Origin of the sequence: Aeromicrobium sp. Leaf350 (assembly GCF_916858655.1) — a bacterium.
In the GTDB taxonomy this organism is placed as follows: domain Bacteria; phylum Actinomycetota; class Actinomycetes; order Propionibacteriales; family Nocardioidaceae; genus Aeromicrobium.
On the sequence record NZ_CAKASL010000002.1, the window covers coordinates 599226 to 618572 of the forward strand.

21 protein-coding genes and 1 tRNA gene are annotated in these 19347 nt (G+C 72.8%); 21 read left to right on the forward strand and 1 reads right to left on the reverse strand.

The genetic code is table 11. The annotated features are described in order from the left end of the window. Nucleotide 1: 1 nt before the first annotated feature. From LO931_RS11825 to LO931_RS11925, 21 genes are all read left to right on the forward strand, one after another. On the forward strand, nt 2-1009 hold the full coding sequence (locus LO931_RS11825; RefSeq protein ID WP_229053796.1) for an HAD-IIA family hydrolase: 1008 nt from the start codon (nt 2-4) through the stop codon (nt 1007-1009). Beyond that, entirely contained in the window at nt 1006-1227 is a 222-nt protein-coding gene (locus LO931_RS11830; RefSeq protein WP_229053797.1) for a hypothetical protein, read from the forward strand. The genes LO931_RS11825 and LO931_RS11830 overlap by 4 nt, the downstream gene beginning before the upstream one ends. Further along, on the forward strand, nt 1224-2039 hold the full coding sequence (locus LO931_RS11835; protein WP_304523508.1) for a TlyA family RNA methyltransferase: 816 nt from the start codon (nt 1224-1226) through the stop codon (nt 2037-2039). The genes LO931_RS11830 and LO931_RS11835 overlap by 4 nt, the downstream gene beginning before the upstream one ends. After that, nucleotides 2036-2974 (forward strand): NAD kinase, encoded by a 939-nt coding sequence (locus tag LO931_RS11840; RefSeq protein ID WP_229053798.1) that lies wholly within the window; start codon nt 2036-2038, stop codon nt 2972-2974. The genes LO931_RS11835 and LO931_RS11840 overlap by 4 nt, the downstream gene beginning before the upstream one ends. Then, a complete protein-coding gene (gene recN, locus LO931_RS11845; RefSeq protein WP_229053799.1) occupies nt 2974-4665 on the forward strand; it encodes a DNA repair protein RecN in 1692 nt (563 codons plus the stop codon). Before LO931_RS11840 ends, recN begins: the two co-directional genes overlap by 1 nt. 58 nt (nt 4666-4723) lie before the next feature. Further along, complete coding sequence (steA, locus tag LO931_RS11850) at nt 4724-5902, forward strand: putative cytokinetic ring protein SteA (RefSeq protein WP_229053800.1); 1179 nt, start codon at nt 4724-4726, stop codon at nt 5900-5902. Next, a complete protein-coding gene (locus LO931_RS11855; RefSeq protein ID WP_229053801.1) occupies nt 5899-6756 on the forward strand; it encodes a copper transporter in 858 nt (285 codons plus the stop codon). The genes steA and LO931_RS11855 overlap by 4 nt, the downstream gene beginning before the upstream one ends. Before the next feature lie 82 nt (nt 6757-6838). Then, on the forward strand, nt 6839-8554 hold the full coding sequence (locus tag LO931_RS11860; RefSeq protein ID WP_229053802.1) for a CTP synthase: 1716 nt from the start codon (nt 6839-6841) through the stop codon (nt 8552-8554). Then, nucleotides 8551-9159, forward strand: a complete 609-nt coding sequence (locus tag LO931_RS11865; RefSeq protein ID WP_229053803.1) for an NUDIX domain-containing protein — start codon at nt 8551-8553, stop codon at nt 9157-9159. Before LO931_RS11860 ends, LO931_RS11865 begins: the two co-directional genes overlap by 4 nt. Nucleotides 9160-9189: 30 nt before the next feature. Beyond that, nucleotides 9190-10119, forward strand: coding sequence for a site-specific tyrosine recombinase XerD (gene xerD, locus LO931_RS11870; RefSeq protein WP_229053804.1), 930 nt, complete (start codon nt 9190-9192; stop codon nt 10117-10119). A gap of 128 nt (nt 10120-10247) precedes the next feature. Continuing rightward, the gene (locus tag LO931_RS11875; RefSeq protein ID WP_229053805.1) at nt 10248-11093 is read left to right on the forward strand and encodes a ParA family protein; all 846 of its coding nucleotides are present in this window, start codon (nt 10248-10250) and stop codon (nt 11091-11093) included. Beyond that, nucleotides 11078-11452, forward strand: coding sequence for a hypothetical protein (locus LO931_RS11880; RefSeq protein WP_229053806.1), 375 nt, complete (start codon nt 11078-11080; stop codon nt 11450-11452). The genes LO931_RS11875 and LO931_RS11880 overlap by 16 nt, the downstream gene beginning before the upstream one ends. Then, a complete protein-coding gene (locus LO931_RS11885; protein ID WP_229053807.1) occupies nt 11449-12360 on the forward strand; it encodes a ScpA family protein in 912 nt (303 codons plus the stop codon). The genes LO931_RS11880 and LO931_RS11885 overlap by 4 nt, the downstream gene beginning before the upstream one ends. Continuing rightward, nucleotides 12353-13048 carry an SMC-Scp complex subunit ScpB gene (gene scpB / locus LO931_RS11890; RefSeq protein WP_229053808.1) on the forward strand — a complete coding sequence of 232 codons (696 nt, stop codon included), beginning with the start codon at nt 12353-12355 and terminating at the stop codon, nt 13046-13048. The genes LO931_RS11885 and scpB overlap by 8 nt, the downstream gene beginning before the upstream one ends. Continuing rightward, a complete protein-coding gene (locus LO931_RS11895) occupies nt 13041-13784 on the forward strand; it encodes a pseudouridine synthase (RefSeq protein WP_229053809.1) in 744 nt (247 codons plus the stop codon). The genes scpB and LO931_RS11895 overlap by 8 nt, the downstream gene beginning before the upstream one ends. Continuing rightward, the gene (locus LO931_RS11900; protein ID WP_229053810.1) at nt 13781-14878 is read left to right on the forward strand and encodes a prephenate dehydrogenase; all 1098 of its coding nucleotides are present in this window, start codon (nt 13781-13783) and stop codon (nt 14876-14878) included. The genes LO931_RS11895 and LO931_RS11900 overlap by 4 nt, the downstream gene beginning before the upstream one ends. A gap of 7 nt (nt 14879-14885) precedes the next feature. Beyond that, complete coding sequence (cmk, locus tag LO931_RS11905; RefSeq protein WP_229053811.1) at nt 14886-15551, forward strand: (d)CMP kinase; 666 nt, start codon at nt 14886-14888, stop codon at nt 15549-15551. Next, nucleotides 15548-16258: a 1-acyl-sn-glycerol-3-phosphate acyltransferase gene (locus LO931_RS11910; RefSeq protein WP_229053812.1), complete on the forward strand. Its 711-nt coding sequence runs from the start codon at nt 15548-15550 to the stop codon at nt 16256-16258. Before cmk ends, LO931_RS11910 begins: the two co-directional genes overlap by 4 nt. Then, nucleotides 16255-17604, forward strand: coding sequence for a ribosome biogenesis GTPase Der (gene der / locus LO931_RS11915; protein WP_229053813.1), 1350 nt, complete (start codon nt 16255-16257; stop codon nt 17602-17604). The genes LO931_RS11910 and der overlap by 4 nt, the downstream gene beginning before the upstream one ends. Before the next feature lie 105 nt (nt 17605-17709). Beyond that, nucleotides 17710-18531, forward strand: a complete 822-nt coding sequence (locus tag LO931_RS11920; RefSeq protein ID WP_229054290.1) for a pseudouridine synthase — start codon at nt 17710-17712, stop codon at nt 18529-18531. Between the two features lie 25 nt (nt 18532-18556). After that, nucleotides 18557-18630 (forward strand) — tRNA-Pro (locus LO931_RS11925). Nucleotides 18631-18698: 68 nt separating this feature from the next. Here the strand turns inward: LO931_RS11925 and LO931_RS11930 are convergent. Next, on the reverse strand, nt 18699-19346 hold the full coding sequence (locus LO931_RS11930; protein WP_229053814.1) for a hypothetical protein: 648 nt from the start codon (nt 19344-19346) through the stop codon (nt 18699-18701). Nucleotide 19347: the final 1 nt, after the last annotated feature.

Below are 19347 nucleotides of genomic sequence, written 5' to 3' on the forward strand. Positions count from 1 at the left end.
CATGACACGGGGCCACGGACTCTCCACGAGCGCATCGTCTTCTCTTGCCGACGCCCACGACCTCGTGATGCTCGACCTCGACGGCGTCGTGTACGTCGGACCGGACGCGGTACCGCACGCGGTCGAGGCGATCGGCTCCCTGGAACCCTCGGTCTCGTACCTCACCAACAACGCGACGCGGTCGGCCGCCGACGTCGCCGACCACCTCCGATCCTTCGGGCTGGAGCTGCACGACGAGGCGGTCGTGACGGCCGGGCAGGTCGTCGCCGAGCTCGTCCGTCGCGAGGTCGGCGACGGTGCTGCCGTGCTCCTGGCCGGCGCCGACGGCATGCGTACCGCGCTCGAGGACGCCGGCCTCCGGGTCGTGGCGGCCCTCTCCGACGAACCCCGAGCCGTGGTGCAGGGCGGGGTCATCGACGTCCGGTGGAGCGAGCTCGCCGAGGCCTCCTACGCCGTGACGGCCGGCCTGCCGTGGTTCGCCTCGAATCCCGACCTCACGTTCCCGACCCCGCGGGGCCTGGCGCCCGGCAACGGCGCCATGGTGAACGCCGTCTCCCTCGCGACCGGCACCCGTCCGGTCGTTGCCGGCAAGCCCGAGCGCCCCATCTACGACGAGGCGCAGCGCCGCACCGGTGCGACGTCGCCGCTCATGGTCGGGGACCGCCCGGACACCGACATCGACGGAGCCATCGGCGCCGACATCGAGAGCATGGTCGTGCTCACCGGGGTCGGCACGCTCGACGAGATCGCCTGCCTGCCCGTCGGAGCCCGCCCCGGCTACGTCGCTGCGGACCTGCGAGGTCTGCTCGCGGTGCACCCGCCGGTCGAGGTCGACGAGGACCGCGCGACGTGCGGCCCGGCGACGGCGGAGGTCGTGGGCGGCCGTATCGAGGTGAACGGCGCCGATCAGGACAGCGTCCCGGCCCTGCGCGCGATCGTGGCCCTGGCGTGGGCGACACGCGACCGAGGTACCCCGGCGACCGTCCCGGATGTGAGGATGAGGGCATGAACGACGCGATCGAGCACGGCAGCGAGGTGTCCGACGAGGTGGTCGCACCGGCCGTCGAGCCGACCGGGCACGCCGCCATCGACGAGGCGCTGTCGGCCCTCTCCCTGCTGGCCGACCAGCCGGTCACCGAGCACGTCGTCGTGTTCGACGCGATCCACCAGGTCGTGCGCACGTCCCTCGCGGAGGCAGGTCGCGCGGAAGTGCCCGAATCGCCGTGACCCGACGCGTGCGGCTCGACGCCGAGCTCGTGCGCCGCGGACTCGCCCGGTCGCGGGACCAGGCTGCCGGACTCATCGAGTCGGGCGCGGTGACCGTGGGCGGTTCCGTCGCCACCAAGGCCGCGACCCAGGTGGGCACCGACGCCGCCGTCGTGGTGCGTGAGCCCGCGGGGCCGTCGTGGGCCTCTCGCGGAGCGCACAAGCTCCTCGGCGCGCTGGCCGAGTTCGAGCCCCAGGGCCTCACGGTCGAGGGTCGGCGCTGTCTCGACGCCGGCGCCTCGACGGGCGGGTTCACCGACGTGCTCCTGCACCGCGGGGTGCGGGAGGTCGTCGCCGTCGACGTCGGGTACGGCCAGCTCGTGTGGGAGCTCCAGAACGACGACCGGGTCCACGTGCACGACCGCACCAACGTCCGGACCCTGACGCCCGAGACGATCGGGGGTCCCGTGGACCTCGTCGTCTCCGACCTCTCGTTCATCTCGCTGCGCCTGGTGATGCCCGCACTGACCGCGTGCGCGCGGTCCGACGGCGACCTGGTGCTCATGGTCAAGCCGCAGTTCGAGGTCGGACGTGAACGCTTGGGCAAGAATGGGGTCGTGAGAGATCCGCAGCTCCACGCGCAGGCCGTGATCGACGTCTGCCACGCCGCCCAGGTCGAGGGGTGGGGCACCCGTGCCCTGGCTCCCAGCCCGCTGCCCGGGCCGGCCGGGAACGTGGAGTACTTCTGCTGGCTGCGCACCGATGCCGCCCCGGTCGACCCCGTCGCGGCCGAGCGGGCCGTCGCCGACGGCCCGCTGGAGGTGGGCTCATGAGGACCGTCCTGGTCGTGACGCACGGAAGCCGTCTGGAGGCCGACACCCTGGCGGTCTCGGTCGCTCGCGAGCTGCAGGACGCCGGCATGGCCATCCGTGTGCTCGGTCCGGAGGCAGCGCGGCTCGGAGCAGCCGGGCTGACCGACATGGATCCCGTGGATCCGGGTACCTCCGCGTCGGCCGGCTGCGAGCTCGCCGTGGTGTTCGGGGGTGACGGCACGATCCTGCGGGCGGCCGAGATGTGCCGCGACCACGAGACCCCGATCCTCGGCGTGAACCTGGGCCACATCGGGTTCCTGGCCGAGGCCGACGCCGAGGACGCCGCCGACGTCGTCCGCGGCGTGATCGACCGCACCTACACCGTCGAGGACCGCCTCACCGTCGACGTTGAGGTGCTGGTCGGCAAGCACGTCGTGGCCCGCAACTGGGCGCTCAACGAGGCGACGGTCGAGAAGCAGTCCCGGGAGCGCATGGTCGAGCTCGTCGTCGAGATCGACGGTCGGCCCGTCTCCCGCTGGGGGTGCGACGGCATCGTCTGCGCGACCCCGACGGGGTCCACGGCCTACAACTTCAGTGCCGGTGGGCCGATCGTCTGGCCCGAGGTGGCCGCGCTGCTCATGGTGCCGATCAGTGCCCATGCGTTGTTCGCCCGGCCCCTGGTCGTCTCACCCGACTCGACGCTCGCGATCGAGATCGTCGACCAGCGGGGCGAGGGCGTGCTCTGGTGCGACGGACGTCGTGCTGCCGATCTGCCCTCAGGCGCCCGGGTCGAGGTGCGCCGCGGCGCCCACAGCGTGCGCCTGGCCCGCCTGCGGGAGGCGACGTTCGCCGACCGGCTCGTCCGCAAGTTCGACCTCCCGGTCGAGGGGTGGCGAGGCGAGGCGGCGCGTCGCATGGCCGCCGTCGTCGACGAGGACTCCGGGGGTGGCGCCTGATGTGGCGCCATCTCGAGCTGCGATCGCTCGGCGTCATCGAGCACGCCGAGCTTCCGCTCGACGCCGGGTTCACCGTCATCACGGGTGAGACGGGCGCGGGCAAGACCATGGTCGTCACGGCGCTCGGTCTGCTGCGGGGCGAGCGCTCCGACGCGGGTCTCGTGCGCCACGGGTCGGACCAGGCACGGGTCGAGGCCATCATCGACGTCGCCGGGCGCGCCGGCCTGGCCGGCAAGGTCGACGACGCCGGGGGAGCGGTCGACGACGACGAGCTCGTCATCGCGCGGGCCGTCTCGGCCCAGGGCCGTTCGCGGGCCTACGCCGGCGGCACCTCCGTGCCGGCCGGACTCCTGACCGAGCTGACCGACGAGCTCGTGGCGGTGCACGGACAGTCCGACCAGCACCGGCTCGGCCGCCCGGCTCACCAGCGGGCCGCGCTCGACGCCTTCGCCGGCCCCGCGGTCGCGACCCTGCTCGAGCGCTACGTCCCGGCCCACCGGCGGTGGCGCGAGATCGACGACCGGCTCCAGCGTCTGCGCTCCGCCACCCAGGAACGGGCGCGCGAGCTGGACGCCGCCGAGCACGGACTGGCCGAGATCGACGAGGTCGCCCCGGTGGCGGGGGAGGACGCCGAGCTCGAGGCCGTGGAGTCGCGGCTGGCGCACGCGGAGTCCCTGGCTCGGGCGGCGCAGGTCGCGCACGACCTGCTGACGGGTGACGTCGAGCAGGCCGTCGGGCCCGAGGGAGCCGCGCCGCTGGCCGCGCAGGCCGCCGCCGAGCTCGACGCCCAGGCGGCCCACGATCCCGAGCTCGAGGCCCTGGCCGTCCGCGTGGGCGAGCTCTCGGTCTCGCTGACCGACCTCGCGGCCGACCTGGCGGGCTACCTCGCGTCGGTCGACCTCGATCCGGCCGGTCTGGCCACGATCCAGGAGCGCCGCTCGCGGCTCGGTCAGCTGCAGCGCAAGTACGGGCCCTCGCTGGACGAGGTGCTGGCCTGGGCCGACGACGCGCGGCGCCGGGTCCTGGACCTCGGGGCTGATGACGACACCGTCGCCGCGCTGGAGGCCGAGCGCGACGCCCTGCACGCCGAGCTGCTGCAGCTGGCGGCCCGGCTCACCGAGGTCCGCACGGAGGCCGGAGCGCGGCTCGCGACCGAGGTCGGGTCGGAGCTCGAGGCGCTGTCGATGAAGTCCGCCCGCCTGGTGGTCGAGATCGGCACGGCCGAGCTGGGGCCGTGGGGCGCCGACACCGTCGAGCTGCTCTTCGCCGCGAACTCCGGCGCCGCCCCCCGACCGCTCACCAAGGGGGCGAGCGGTGGTGAGCTCTCGCGCCTGATGCTCTCGCTCGAGGTCGTGCTCGCCGACCGCTCCGACGTCCCTACGCTGGTCTTCGACGAGGTCGACGCGGGCATCGGCGGTCGGGCAGCGGTCGAGGTGGGTCGCCGTCTCGCCGTGCTGGCCGAGAACGCCCAGGTGCTCGCCGTGACCCACCTGCCGCAGGTCGCGGCCTTCGCGCGGCACCACTTCCGCGTGCTCAAGGACGACGACGGCAACGTCACGAGCAGCTCCGTGGTCCGGCTCACGGGGCAGGACCGCGTCGACGAGCTGGCCCGCATGCTGGCCGGCCTGGAGGACTCCTCGGCCGCGCAGCAGCACGCGCGCGAGCTCCTCGAGCTCGCCGGACACGCCTGACACACCCGCCCGTCCGGGTCCCGGGATGACCGGGGCCCCCGTGGCACGATGGACGACGATGTCCATCTTCAAGCGTGGCGGCGGGCGCTCCTCCGACGCCCCCGGCGTGTCCGGCCCCGCGCGCATCGCGCGGGGCGGCGCCGAGGTGACCGCCGGCGTCCGCGCCGGCGACGTCGCGATCATCGACCGCACCGACCTCGACGCCGACGACGCCGCCGAGCTCGTCAAGCTCAAGGTCGCTGCGGTCGTCAACGTCGCCGCGTCGACGACCGGCAAGTTCCCCTCGGTCGGGCCCGAGCTGCTGGCCGAGGCCGGCATCCCGCTCGTCGACCAGGCGGGCGAGGGCGTGGTCACCCGGCTGCGCAGCGGCGACCTGGTGCGCGTGCACGAGGGCAAGATCTTCCGCGACGGTGTGCTGGTCGCGAGCGGCATCGCGCGCGACGGCGACCAGGTCCGTGCCGACTACTCCGAGGCCTCCAGCGACTTCACGACCCGCCTCGACACGTTGTCCGTCAACGCCTCCGAGCACCTGCGTCGCGAGCACGCGATGCTGCTCGACGGTGCACGGGTGCCGCGCCTGTCGACCCGGCTCAAGGGCCGCGCCGTCGTGGTCGTCTCGGACTCGTTCGACGCGGCCGCCGACCTGAAGGCGCTCAAGCGCTTCGTCCTCGACCGCGACCCGGTCATGGTCGGGGCCGGCAAGGGTGCCGACCTGATCCTGAAGGCGGGCTACCAGCCCGACGTCGTCGTCGGCTCGGTCGAGGGCTTCAGCTCCGCGGTGCTCGACTCGACCCGCGAGCTCGTGGTCACGACCGCCTCCGGCCAGATCCAGACGCCCGAACGCCTGGAGAAGCACCAGAAGGACGTCGTCCGCTTCGTCGCCGACGGCGAGGACGCCGACCTGGCGATCCTGCTGGCCGACGCGAACGGCGCCTCCGTCATCGTGCACGCCGGTGCGGCACCGACGCTGGGCGACTTCCTGGGGCAGAGCCCCGGCCTCGTCGGTCCGGCCTTCGTCGTGCGCCTCCGCTCGGCGGCCAAGCTCGTCGACGCGAAGGTCGTCGCCCACGTGACCACGGGACGCATCTCGGCCTGGCCGATCGTCCTTCTCATCCTCAGCGCGATCGTCGCCATGGCGGTCGCGCTCTCGCTCACCACCACCGGAGGCGACGTCACCGGGTGGGTCTCCGACCAGCTCGGCGACCTCGGCTCCTGGATCGAAGGACTCAGGTCGTGATCAACTTCCGCTACCACGTCGTCTCGCTCGCGGCGGTCTTCCTCGCGTTGGCCGTCGGCGTCGCCCTGGGCGTCGCCTTCGTCGACTCCGACGACGCCGGCGCGGGCGGGGGAGACTCTCGGGCCGACGCCGCCGAGCAGGCGTTCGAGAACGCCTTCGCCGACGCGTCCTCCGGCCTCGTCGGGCAGGGCCTGACCGACCGCCGCGTCGTGGTCGTGACGACCCCGGGCGCCCGGTCCTCGGAGGTCGACGACCTCACGGCCCGCATCTCCGACGCCGGCGGCACCGTCGTCGGCGAGGTCACCCTCACGACGAAGCTGCTCGACTCGGCCAACCGTCAGTTCGCCGAGCAGATCGCCGAGCAGTCGGCGGCCGACGTCCCGGGCGTGCAGTCCGGCGACGACAGCTACAGCCGCATCGGTGCGGCGCTCGCGCGGGCGCTGACGGGCGACCCGGAGCTCGACGAGCAGGCCTCGACCATCCGCTCCGCCTTCGAGCAGGGCGGTCTGATCGACCTGCCGAGCGCGCCGACCCAGCGGGCCGACCTGGCGCTCGTCGTGATCGGCCCGACGTCGGCCGACAGCGCGCGAGGCGAGATCCTCGCCGCGGTGACCTCGCAGCTCTCGACCTCCGGCGCCGGCGCGGCCCTCGTCGGACCCTCGACGACCAGCGTCGACGGGGGAGTGCTCGACCAGGTGCGTTCCAGCGACGGTGCCGGCTCGTTCTCGACCGTCGACGTGACGGACCTGGCCGCCGGGCGACTCGTGTCGGTGCTCGCCCTCGTGCGTTCGGCCGCCGGACAGAACGGGTCGTGGGGAACGACACGCAGCGCGGACGGCCAGCTGCCTCAGTAGGGGGCTCGCGGGGTGTAGGCTGGAATCCCGTGGTGGATTGTCCATCCGGCCCCTGACGGGGCACTGAACCACGGGAGTCGCCTTGGCCGCTAGCGGGTCGGAAGCCAACAGGTCGTACGGGAACACCGTCACCAAGCACGTCTTCGTCACTGGAGGCGTCGCGTCGTCGCTCGGCAAGGGGCTCACGGCCTCGAGCCTGGGTCGCCTGCTGAAGTCGCGAGGTCTGCGCGTCACGATGCAGAAGCTGGATCCGTACCTCAACGTCGATCCCGGCACGATGAACCCGTTCCAGCATGGCGAGGTCTTCGTGACCGACGACGGGGCGGAGACCGATCTCGACATCGGTCACTACGAGCGGTTCCTCGACGAGGACCTGGTGGGTCGTGCCAACGTCACGACCGGACAGGTCTACTCCGAGGTCATCGCACGGGAGCGTCGCGGCGACTACCTGGGCGACACCGTCCAGGTGATCCCGCACATCACGAACGAGATCAAGGACCGCATGCTCGCCATGGGCGGCACGGACGTCGACGTCGTGATCCACGAGATCGGCGGCACGGTCGGCGACATCGAGAGCCAGCCCTTCCTGGAGTCGGCCCGCCAGGTGCGTCACGAGATCGGCCGCACCAACGTCTTCTTCCTGCACGTCTCGCTGGTGCCGTACATCGGACCCTCGGGCGAGCTCAAGACCAAGCCGACGCAGCACTCGGTGGCCGCCCTGCGCTCGATCGGCATCCAGCCCGACGCGATCGTGTGCCGCTCGGACCGTGAGATCCCCGAGGGCGTCAAGCGGAAGATCTCGCTGATGTGCGACGTCGACCAGGAGGCCGTCGTGACGGCCAGCGACGCCCCGTCGATCTACGACGTGCCGAAGCTGCTGCACCGCGAGGGCCTCGACGCCTACGTCGTGCGCCGTCTCGACCTGCCGTTCCGCGACGTCGACTGGACCGAGTGGGACGCCCTGCTGCGCCGCGTGCACGAGCCCGCCGACGAGATCACGATCGCGCTGGTCGGCAAGTACATCGACCTGCCCGACGCGTACCTCTCGGTCGGTGAGGCGCTCCGCGCCGGTGGCTTCGCGAACGACGCGAAGGTGCACCTGCGCTGGGTGCCGTCCGACGACTGCGCCACGGAGGCCGGTGCCGCTCGCATGCTCGGCGACGTCGACGCGGTCTGCGTGCCCGGTGGCTTCGGCATCCGGGGCATCGAGGGCAAGATCGGTGCGCTGAAGTACGTGCGTGAGCGTGGCATCCCGACGCTCGGGCTCTGCCTCGGCCTGCAGTGCATGGTCATCGAGTTCGCCCGCCACGAGGCCGGCATCGCCGAGGCCAGCTCGACGGAGTTCGACGCCAACACCGCGGCTCCCGTCATCGCCACGATGGCCGAGCAGCAGGCGTTCGTCGAGGGCGCCGGCGACCTGGGCGGCACGATGCGCCTCGGCTCGTACCCGGCCGCCCTGACGCCCGGCAGCATCGTCGCCGAGGTCTACGGCAGCGACAAGGTCGAGGAGCGCCACCGGCACCGCTACGAGGTCAACAACGGCTACCGCGACCAGATCGCGGCCGCGGGACTCTCCTTCAGCGGCACCTCGCCGGACGGCACCCTGGTGGAGTTCGTCGAGCTGCCGCGCGAGGTGCACCCGTACTACGTGGCCACGCAGGCCCACCCGGAGCTGAAGTCGCGTCCGACCCGTCCGCACCCGCTGTTCGCCGGACTCGTCAAGGCGGCGCTGCGACGCCAGCGGGAGACGCGCCTCCCGGTGGAGGTCCCGGCGTCCGACTCGGCCGTCGCCGAGTGAGCGCGCACCCCACGCTGCCGGGTCGGCTCGCACCGGCCGGACTGGCCGACCAGGAGGCGGCCTGGCCCGTCACAGGGTCGGAGACGTTCTACGACACCGTCTACGTCTCGCTGCGGCGCGACACGATCGTCGACCCGTCCGGCGGGGAGCACCCACGGGCGGTCGTGCAGCCGCGCGGCGCGGTGGGCGTGCTCGCCCTCGACGACGACGACCGGCTCCTGCTGGTCTCCCAGTACCGCCACGCGGTGGGCCATCGCATGGTCGAGCTTCCGGCCGGGGTCCTCGACGTCGAGGGCGAGGTGCCGCAGGACACCGCGGCGCGGGAGCTCGCGGAGGAGGCCGACGTGCAGGCGGCGCACTGGGAGCACCTCCTGGTCATCCGCTCCTCGCCGGGCTACACGAGCGAGAAGCTCACGGTCTACCGGGCCACGGGCCTGTCGCCGGTGCCGCAAGACCAGCGCACCGAGCGGGAGGCCGAGGAGGCCGACATGGAGCAGTGGTGGCTGCCCTTCGCCGACGCGGTCGGGGCCGTGCTCGACGGACGCATCACCAACGGGCTCGCCGTGAGCGCGATCCTGGCCGAGCACGCCCGGCGGACGCGATGAACGGGCCCGCGTGACGACCTCGGTGGGGCGATGACCGAGGGCGACCTCGAGCGCGCGATCCTCGACTACCTGGCCCACCTCGGGGTGGAGCGCGGGCTGGCCGACAACACGCTGTCGTCGTACCGCCGCGACCTGCGGCGCTACCTCGAGCACCTCGGGACCATCGGTCGGGCCGTGCCCGCCGAGGTCGAGGAGGCCGACGTCCAGGCGTTCGTCGCGGTGCTGCGCACGGGCGACGACGACCACCCGCCGCTCGGGCCCGCCAGCGTGGCGCGGCACGTCGTGACGGTGCGGGGACTGCACCGGTTCTGGCTGCGCGAGCAGCTCGTGATGGTCGACGTCGCGGCCGAGGTCCGGCCACCGCGTCCCGACCAACGGCTGCCGAAGGCGCTCCCGCTCGACCAGGTCGAGGCGATCCTGGAGGCTGCTGGCGCCCCGGGCACCACCCTGGCGCGCCGTGACCGGGCGCTGCTCGAGATCCTCTACGGCACGGGAGCCCGCATCTCGGAGGCCGTCGGCATCGACGTCGACGACCTCGACCGCGACGAGGGAGCCCTGCTGCTGCGCGGCAAGGGCGGCAAGCAGCGCATCGTCCCGGTCGGCAGCTACGCGCTCGCCGCGATCGAGGCGTACCTGACGACGTCGCGCCCCCTGCTGGTCTCGGCCACGGTCTCCACGCCTGCACTGTTCCTCAACGCCCGCGGCGGGCGCCTGTCCCGCCAGAGCGCGTGGACCGTCCTGACCCGCGCCGCGAGGCAGGCCGGCGTCGGCGTCGACGTCTCGCCCCACACGTTGCGCCACTCGTTCGCGACCCACCTGCTGGACGGCGGGGCGGACGTCCGCGTCGTGCAGGAGCTGCTCGGGCACGCCTCCGTCACGACGACCCAGATCTACACCCTCGTGACGGTCGACCGGCTCCGCGAGGTGTACGCGGCGGCCCATCCCCGCGCCCAGCGCTGACGCCTGGGCGGGACCCGGACGGGGCCCGGCGACGGGTACCCTGACGTGTTGCCGCGAACGGTGTGGAGGGTCGTGGCAGCGGCGGTAGGGTGAGCAAGATTGTCGACATCGGACGGGACAGGAACAGCATGAGTGAGGAAACCGGACCCACGGGGCGTCCGACTCCCAGCTTCGGCGAGCCGCAGCCCCGGCGCCCCGGTCCGGCGACGGTCCTGTCGATGTGCAACCAGAAGGGCGGGGTGGGCAAGACCACCACGACCATCAGCCTGGGCGCCGCGCTCGTCGAGGCGGGCCGCAAGGTGCTGTTGGTCGACTTCGACCCCCAGGGATCGCTCACGGTCGGCCTGGGCCTCAACGCCCACGAGCTCGAGCAGAGCATCTACCACGTGCTGATGGACCGCTCGCTGACGCTGCGCGACATCATCCACCCGACGTCGGTGCCCGGTCTCGACCTCGCGCCGGCCAACATCGACCTCTCGGCCGCCGAGATGCAGCTCGTGACCGAGGTGGGGCGCGAGCAGGCGCTCGCGCGAGCACTGCACGAGGTGCGCGACGACTACGACGTGATCCTGGTCGACTGCCAGCCCTCGCTCGGACTCCTGACGGTCAACGCGCTGACGGCCTCCGACGGCGTCATCATCCCCCTGGAGTGCGAGTACTTCGCGCTGCGGGGCGTCGCGCTGCTGAAGGAGACGATCGAGAAGGTTCGCGAGCGCACCAACCCGCGCCTGCAGATCGTCGGTCTGCTCGGCACGATGTTCGACAGCCGCACGCTGCACGGCCGCGAGGTGCTCCAGACCCTCGTGCAGGGATGGGGCGACCTGGTCTTCCACACGGTCATCCGCCGCACCGTGAAGTTCTCCGACTCGACCGTCGCCGGCGAGCCGATCACCGAGTACGCCACGACGTCGCCGGGCGCCGCGTCCTACCGCCAGCTGGCGCGGGAAGTGCTGGTGCGATGCCCGACGGTGTGAAGAAGCCGACCGGCACCGGTCGACGTCCGGCGATGCCGGGCGCCGACGAGCTGTTCCGCTCGACCGCGAAGTCCGCCCCGGACCCGGCGCCGGCCCCGCAGCCGGAGGCGGCCGAGCCGGCCAAGCCGGCGGCCAGCGGACGCGTCAAGCACGACGAGAAGATCACGGTGTACGTCACCGCCGAGGAGCTCCTGGCGCTCGAGCAGACCCGCCTGGCGGTGCGATCGGCCGTGGGGCGCAACGTCGACCGCGGACGCATCGTGCGTGCGGCCCTCGCCGCCGCGCTCGAGGACTTCGAGGCGAACGGCACCGACAGCGACCTGGTGCGCCGGATCGACGGCGCCGCGGACCAGCGGTGAGCGAGCCCGAGGCCCTGACCCAGCCGGCACCCGAGGCCGGGTTCTCGATCAGCATCGACGGCTTCGAGGGTCCGTTCGACCTGCTGCTGCAGCTCATCAGCCGGCACAAGATGGACGTGACCGCGGTCGCGCTCTCGGAGGTCACGAGCGAGTTCATCGCCTACATCGGCGAGCTCGGGGGCGACCTGGAGCAGACCACCCAGTTCCTGCTCGTCGCGGCGACGCTGCTGGACCTGAAGACGGCTCGCCTCCTGCCCCAGGCCGAGGTGGAGGACGAGGAGGACCTCGCCCTGCTGGAGGCGCGTGACCTGCTGTTCGCCCGCCTCCTGCAGTACCGCGCGTTCAAGCAGGTCGCGGCCCAGATCGCCGCGAAGCTCGAGACCGAGCAGCGGCGCTACCCGCGGGCCGTGCCGCTCGAGCCGCGCTTCGCGCAGCTGCTGCCGGAGATCCTGATCTCGGCCACGCCCGACGACCTGGCCCGACTCGCCGCGGCGGCCCTCACGCCGAAGCCCGAGATGATCCTGTCGCTGGCCCACCTGCACGCGCCGCAGGTCAGCGTGCGCGAGCAGGCCCACGTCGTGGTCGACCGTCTGCGCCGCGAGCGCAGCCTCACGTTCCGCACGCTGACGTCCGACTCACCCGATCTGATGACGACCGTCGCCCGCTTCCTGGCCCTGCTGGAGCTCTTCCGCGAGGGCATGGTCGCGTTCGAGCAGGCGACCCCGCTCGGCGACCTTCACCTGCGCTGGACCGGGAGCGACGACGGCGAGGTCGAGGTCGGAATCGAGTTCGACGCACCGCCCGACACCGGTGAGGCGCACGTCGTCCCGGCCGAGCTGCTCGACGCCGACCTCGACGCCCCCGAGACCTCCGCCGACCCGTCTGAGAAGGACACCCCCGATGAGTGACGCCAGCCTGCCCCAGCGCAACCTCCCTCGGGGCCCCCACGAGCTGGAGCTCGAGATGCTCGAGCTGCGTCCGGCCCTCGAGGCCGTGCTGATGGTGGCCGACCAGCCCCTCGACCACCTGACGCTCGCCCAGGCCGTGGGTCACCCGCCGACCGACGTCGAGGACGCGCTCGCGGCGCTCGCGGCGGAGTACGACGAGCAGGAGCGCGGCTTCGAGCTGCGCTCGATCGCCGGCGGATGGCGGTTCTACACCCGCGAGACGGTCGCGGCCGCGGTCGAGCGGTTCGTGCTCGACGGGCAGCAGGCCCGGTTGACGCAGGCAGCGCTCGAGACCCTCGCGGTCGTGGCGTACCGCCAGCCGATCAGTCGATCGCGCATCTCGGCGATCCGCGGCGTCAACGTCGACGGCGTCGTGCGCACCCTGGTCTCGCGCGGGCTCATCGAGGAGGCGGGCACCGACGCCGAGAGCGGCGCGATCCTGTACCGCAGCACGAGCTACTTCCTGGAGCGCATGGGCCTGGGGAGCCTCGACGAGCTTCCCGAGATCGCGCCGATGCTGCCCGAGCTCGACGAGGTCGAGGACGACTTCTTCGCACCGGCGAAGCCTCCCGTCGCCGAGGCCGAGCCGGCCACGACCGCGGCGGCCGACGACGACGCAGCGACCGACGACGCGGCGACGCATGACTGAGGGCCCCTCGGACGAGGGCATCCGCCTGCAGAAGGTGCTGGCGAAGGCCGGTCTCGGCAGCCGCCGCGCCTGCGAGATCCTCATGCTCGAGGGACGCGTGGAGGTCGACGGCGAGGTCGTCGACCAGATGGGGATGCGCGTCGACCCGCTGCGCGCGGTCATCCGGGTGGACGGACGTCGCCTCCCGCCGCCCAGCGAGCACGCGTACCTGCTCGTCAACAAGCCGCGAGGCGTCGTGACGTCGATGAGCGACGAGCGCGGGCGCGCCGACCTGAACACGCTCCTGGGCGACCGGGACGACCGTCTGTTCCACGTCGGGCGGCTCGACACCGACACCTCCGGACTGCTCGTCATGACCAACGACGGCGACCTGGCCCACAAGCTGGCGCACCCCTCGTTCGAGATCACCAAGACCTACGTCGCACTGGTCGAGGGGCGGGTCGCCGACACGCTCGGCGCCCGGCTGCAGGCCGGTGTCGACCTCGACGACGGCCGGGCCCAGGTCGACCGCTTCCAGGTTAAGGACGTCAGCGGTGACCGGTCCCTCGTCGAGCTCGACCTGCACATGGGGCGCAACCGCATCGTGCGGCGCCTGCTTGACCACGTGGGCCACCCGGTCATCGAGCTGACGCGCACGGCGTTCGGCCCGCTGCACCTGGGGAGCCTCAAGAGCGGGCGCACCCGCGACCTGACGCGCGACGAGCTCGGGGCGCTCTTCGATAGCGTGGAGGCATGACCGCGACGCCTCCCACGCAGGACGCCGGCGCGCTCCCCAGCACGGCCCTCGTCATCGGTTGCGGGCTGATCGGCACCTCGGCGGCCCTCGCTCTCACCGCCCGTGGCGTGCGGGTGCACCTGCGTGACGCGGTGCCCGGTGTCGCCGAGGTCGCGGCGAGCGTCGGAGCGGGCACGGTCGAGCCGGCCGTCGCCCCCGACCTCGTGGTCGTCGCGGTGCCGCCCGCGGCCGTGGCCGAGACCGCGCTCGCGGCGCTCGAGGAGTTCCCGCACGCCGTGGTGACGGACGTCGCGAGCGTCAAGCGACCGGTCACCGAGGCCGTCACCGGCACTCCGGGCGCCGCACGCTTCGTCGGCGGCCACCCCATGGCCGGCACCGAGCGCTCCGGACCCACGGCCGGCTCGGCGCTGCTGTTCGAGGGTCGGCCGTGGGCGGTCGTCCCGCTCCCGGAGTCCGCACCCGAGGCCGTCGCCCTGGTGACCTCGGTCGTGCAGGCGCTCGAGGCCGTGCCGACCCCGTTCACCCCCGACCAGCACGACGAGGCGGTCGCCCTCGTCTCGCACGTCCCTCACCTGGTCTCGGTGCTCACGGCGGGGCTGCTCGCCAGCGCACCGCGCGAGCACATCGACCTGGCCGGCCCCGGCCTGCGCGACGTCACGCGCATCGCCGGCAGCGCCACCGGCATGTGGCTCCAGATCCTCGACAGCAACGCCGCTGCCGTCACGGCCCTGCTGCAGTCGCTCCGCGGCGACCTCGACCGGGTGCTCGACGCGCTCGCCGCCGGGGGAGACGTGCTCACCGGACGTCTGTCCGACGTGCTGGACGCCGGTCGCGCGGGCACGCAGCGCATCCCGGGCAAGCACGGCGAGGTCCGCACCGAGAGCGCCTCGGTGTTCGTGCCCGTCGAGGACCGCCCGGGCGTGCTGTCGCAGCTCATGACCGACATCGGCGAGTCCGGCGTCAACATCGAGGACTTCCGCATCGACCACGAGTACGGTCGTCCCGTGGGTCTGGCGCAGGTCGAGGTCGCGGCCGAGCGGGCCGACCACCTCACGTCGTCCCTCACCGCACGCGGCTGGTCCGCGTACCGATAGGAGTTCTGTGTCCCTGCCTCTCGTCGTCGCCCTCGACGGTCCGTCCGGCTCCGGCAAGTCCAGCACCGCGCGCGGTGTCGCGACGCGCCTGGGTCTGGCCTACCTCGACACCGGGGCGATGTACCGGGCGGTGACCTGGGCGCTTCTGCAGCGGGGCGTCGACACCGACGACGCCGCCGCGGTCGCCGCTGCCGTCGCGGACGTCAACATCGCCTCGGGCACCGACCCGTCGGCGCCGACGATCCTCGCCGACGGCGTCGACGTGGGGGTGGAGATCCGCAGCGACGAGGTCGTGCGTCACGTCAGCCCGGTCTCGACCGTGCCGGAGGTCCGCACGCACCTGGTCGACCTGCAGCGTCGGACCATCGCCGCCGCCGACGCCGGGATCGTCGTCGAGGGCCGTGACATCGGCACGGTCGTCGCCACCGACGCCGCGGTCAAGATCTACCTCGTCGCCGACCCGCAGGCCCGTGCCGCCCGGCGCGCGGCCGAGGAGGGCGGCACCGACACCGCAGCCACGGCCGCCTCGCTCCTGCGTCGCGACCAGATCGACTCGACCCGCGCCACGTCACCGCTGGCGAAGGCCGACGACGCCGTCGAGATCGACACGACCTTCCTGACCCTCGACGAGGTCATCGACCGGATCGTCGCGCTCGCGCAGGAGCGCCGGTGACGACGATCGCCCAGGCGGGCCCGGTCCGCTCGGGGCTCCGCGAGTGGCCGCACCGGCTGCTGCGGCCGCTGCTGCGCAGCCGTGTCGGCCGGCGCTGGGACGTCCACGTCCGGGGCATCGGCCAGGTGCCGGAGGCAGGGCCGGTCATCCTGGCCAGCAACCACATCGGCTGGCTCGACGGCCCGGTCACCGTGCTGACGTCCGACCGGCCGGTGCACGCCCTCGTCAAGCACGAGTCCTTCGAGGGCAACGCGGGCCGTCTCCTGCGCCTCGGAGCCCAGATCAAGCTGCACCGGGGACGGACCGACGCCGGTGCCCTGCGCTCGGCGCTGCGGGTCCTGCGGGCCGGCCAGGTGCTGCTCGTCTACCCCGAGGGCAAGCGGGGCGACGGCCTCGTGCACGACGTCTACGGGGGCACCGCGTACCTCGCGCTGGCCACCGGCAGCCCGGTCGTCCCGGTCGCCGTGATCGGCACCCGCGAGCCCGGTGCGGGCATCGAGACCAAGCCGAGTCCCGGGCAACGTGTGGACGTCGTCTACGGTAGTCCTTTGACCTTCGCAGCCACGCCGTGGCCGCGCGACGCTGCATCGGTCTCCGCGACCAGCGAGAAGATCGCCGATGCGATGCGAGCCCACGTCCAGTGGGCCACCGAGACCCTCCAGCGCGACCTTCCTGGTCCGCCTCCCCAGCAGGACACCTTCACATGACAGACATCGAGCTCGACCAGCCCACCGGACCCACCCCGGTCCTCGCGGTCATCGGGCGCCCGAACGTCGGCAAGTCGACGCTCGTCAACCGCATCATCGGACGACGCGAGGCCGTCGTCGAGGACGTCCCCGGCGTCACCCGCGACCGCGTGCCCTACGACGCGACCTGGAACGGCCGCAACTTCACCGTCGTCGACACCGGCGGCTGGGACCCTGACGCGCGCGGTCTGGCCGAGCGCATCGCGGCCCAGGCCGAGATCGCCGTCTCCGTCGCCGACGCCGTGCTGTTCGTGGTCGACGCGACCGTGGGCATCACCGACGCCGACGAGGCCGTCGTCAAGATCCTGCGCGCCTCGGGCAAGCCGGTCGTGCTGGCGGCGAACAAGGTCGACGACCAGCGCACCGAGGCCGAGGCGGCCTCGTTGTGGAACCTCGGCCTGGGCGAGCCGTACCCCGTCTCGGCGCTGCACGGCCGCGGCAGCGGCGACATGCTCGATGCGATCCTCGACGCGCTCCCCGAGGCGCCGGAGTGGGACGGCGAGCTGCCCACCGGGCCTCGCCGCGTCGCCATCGTGGGCAAGCCCAACGTCGGCAAGTCGAGCCTGCTCAACAAGCTGGCCGGTGAGGAGCGCGTCGTCGTCGACGACGCCTCCGGCACGACCGTCGACCCGGTCGACGAGATCGTGGAGCTGGGCGGCCGCACCTGGACCTTCATCGACACCGCCGGCATCCGCAAGCGCGTGCGCGAGGCCTCGGGCCACGAGTACTACGCGAGCCTGCGCACGTCGTCGGCGATCGAGCGGGCCGAGGTGGCCGTCATGATCGTCGACGCCAGCCAGTCGCTCAGCGAGCAGGACATCCGGATCGTCCAGTCGATCCGCGAGACCGGCCGGGCCCTCGTGATCGCGTTCAACAAGTGGGACCTCGTCGACGAGGACCGCCGCTTCTACCTCGAGCGCGAGATCGATCGCGAGCTCGTGCAGGTGCAGTGGGCGCCGCGCATCAACATCGCGGCGCGCACCGGCTGGCACGTCGACCGGCTCGTCCGGGCGCTCGACACCGCGATCGAGGGGTGGGAGACCCGCGTCTCGACCGGGCAGCTCAACGCCTTCCTCGGTCGCCTCGTCGCCGAGCACCCGCACCCCGTGCGAGGCGGCAAGCAGGCCAAGATCCTGTTCGGCACGCAGGCCCAGACCGCGCCGCCGACGTTCGTGCTGTTCACCTCCGGCAAGCTCGAGGACACGTACCTGCGCTTCGTGGAGCGTCGCCTGCGCGAGGAGTTCGGGTTCGCCGGGACGCCGATCCACCTCACGCAGCGCGTCCGCGAGAAGCGCAAGCGCCGCTAGGGGAGTCGCATGCCGCCGCGGCCGCCGCTGCCCGCTCGCCACGGGCTCGGACCCGCGTGGGTCCGCACCCCCGACCGCTCGCCGGGGCCTCCCGCGTGGGAGTCGATGGGCGAGTGGTTGCGACACCGGCTGCCCGACCGCGTCGACGTCGGCGGCATGCTGGTCGACGCACGGTTCGTGCGTGACGACGGGTCGCCGGTGCGTGAGGACGACCCGTACCGGCCGCACACGTTCATCTGGTTCCACCGCGACCTGCGGGAGGAGCCGGTCGTTCCTGGCGCGCTGGACGTGCTGCACCGCGACGAGCGGCTCGTGGTGGTCGACAAGCCGCCGTTCCTCTCGACCATCCCGCGCGGACGGCACGTGGCGCAGAGCGTCGTCGTGCGTCTGCGCGACGAGCTCGGGCTGCCGGAGCTCTCGCCGGCGCACCGGCTCGACCGCATCACCTCGGGGGTGCTCGTGCTGACGACGGAGCGTCGCTGGCGCGGCGCGTACCAGAGCCTGTTCCAGGAGCGGGCGGTCGCGAAGGCGTACCTGGCGCTGGCGCGGCACGATCCGCGGCTCCGGCTGCCTCTCGTGGTGCGGAACCACCTGCGGAAGGCCCGCGGCGCGTGGCAGGTCGAGGTCGTGCCGGACGCCCCGGTCAACGCCGAGACGCTGGTGGAGCTGGACCACGTGGTGGGGGAGCAGGCGGTCTACCGACTCACGCCGCGCACGGGGCAGACCCACCAGCTCCGCGTGCACCTGGCCGGGCTCGGACTCCCGATCGTGGGCGATCCGCTGTATCCCGAGGTGCTCGACGTCGAGGTCGACGACTTCCGCTCACCGCTGCAGCTCCTGGCGCACGAGCTCGCGTTCACCGATCCGGTCGACGGCGCCGAGCGGAGGTTCCGTTCGCGGAGGGTGCTGCCCCTGGTGCCCGAGTGACTGCGATAGAGTGTCCGACGGTTCACGGGCTGTAGCGCAGCTTGGTAGCGCACCTGACTGGGGGTCAGGGGGTCGCAGGTTCAAATCCTGTCAGCCCGACCGATGAACACGCAGAAGAGGGGCTGTCTCCGCCGGCGGCGGAAGCAGCCCCTCTCCTCGTCGGGACGTCAGTCCTGCTGGCGTTCCTGCTTCTTGGCCTTGGCGACGTCGCTCAGCACCTCGGCATCGGAACGAGCCTCGGCAGCGGCCTCCTGGGACTCGCGGGCGTCCTGGAGACCTTCCTTGGCGTCGCGGCGAGCCGCTGCCTTCGTGGCCTCGGCCGCGGCAGCCGTGCGCTTCTTGCGCCGCTCGACGGTCTCGGTACGCGCGGCGGCCTTCTCGTCGGCGGCCTTCTTCTTCTCGGCGGCGGTGGCTGCGGCGTCCGCCGCGGCCTTCTGCTTGCCCTGCTCCTCGGTCCTGCGGGCCTCGGCCGGGGCGGAGGCGGCCTGCTGCGTGGCCGCCTTGCGCTTCTCGGCAGCCTCCCGGCGACCCGCCTCGGCGACGTCGCGCGCCGTCTCACGACGGGCCCGGGCCTCGTCGTCGAGCTGTTCGGCCCGGAGCAGCGAGGCCGAGCAGTCGAGGCGCTCGGTGCCGCGGGCCCTGATCGAGGCGTTGTGCAGCAGTCCGCCGGCGATGCGGTCGGACGTGCCGATCGCGCGGTCGAGCGTCACTCGCACCGTGGAGGTCTCGCTCAGACGGGTCGAGACGCTGCGGTCCACGACCGCCAGCGGGAGGCGGGTCAGCTCGTAGGGAAGGGCGATGAGGGTGCTGATCATG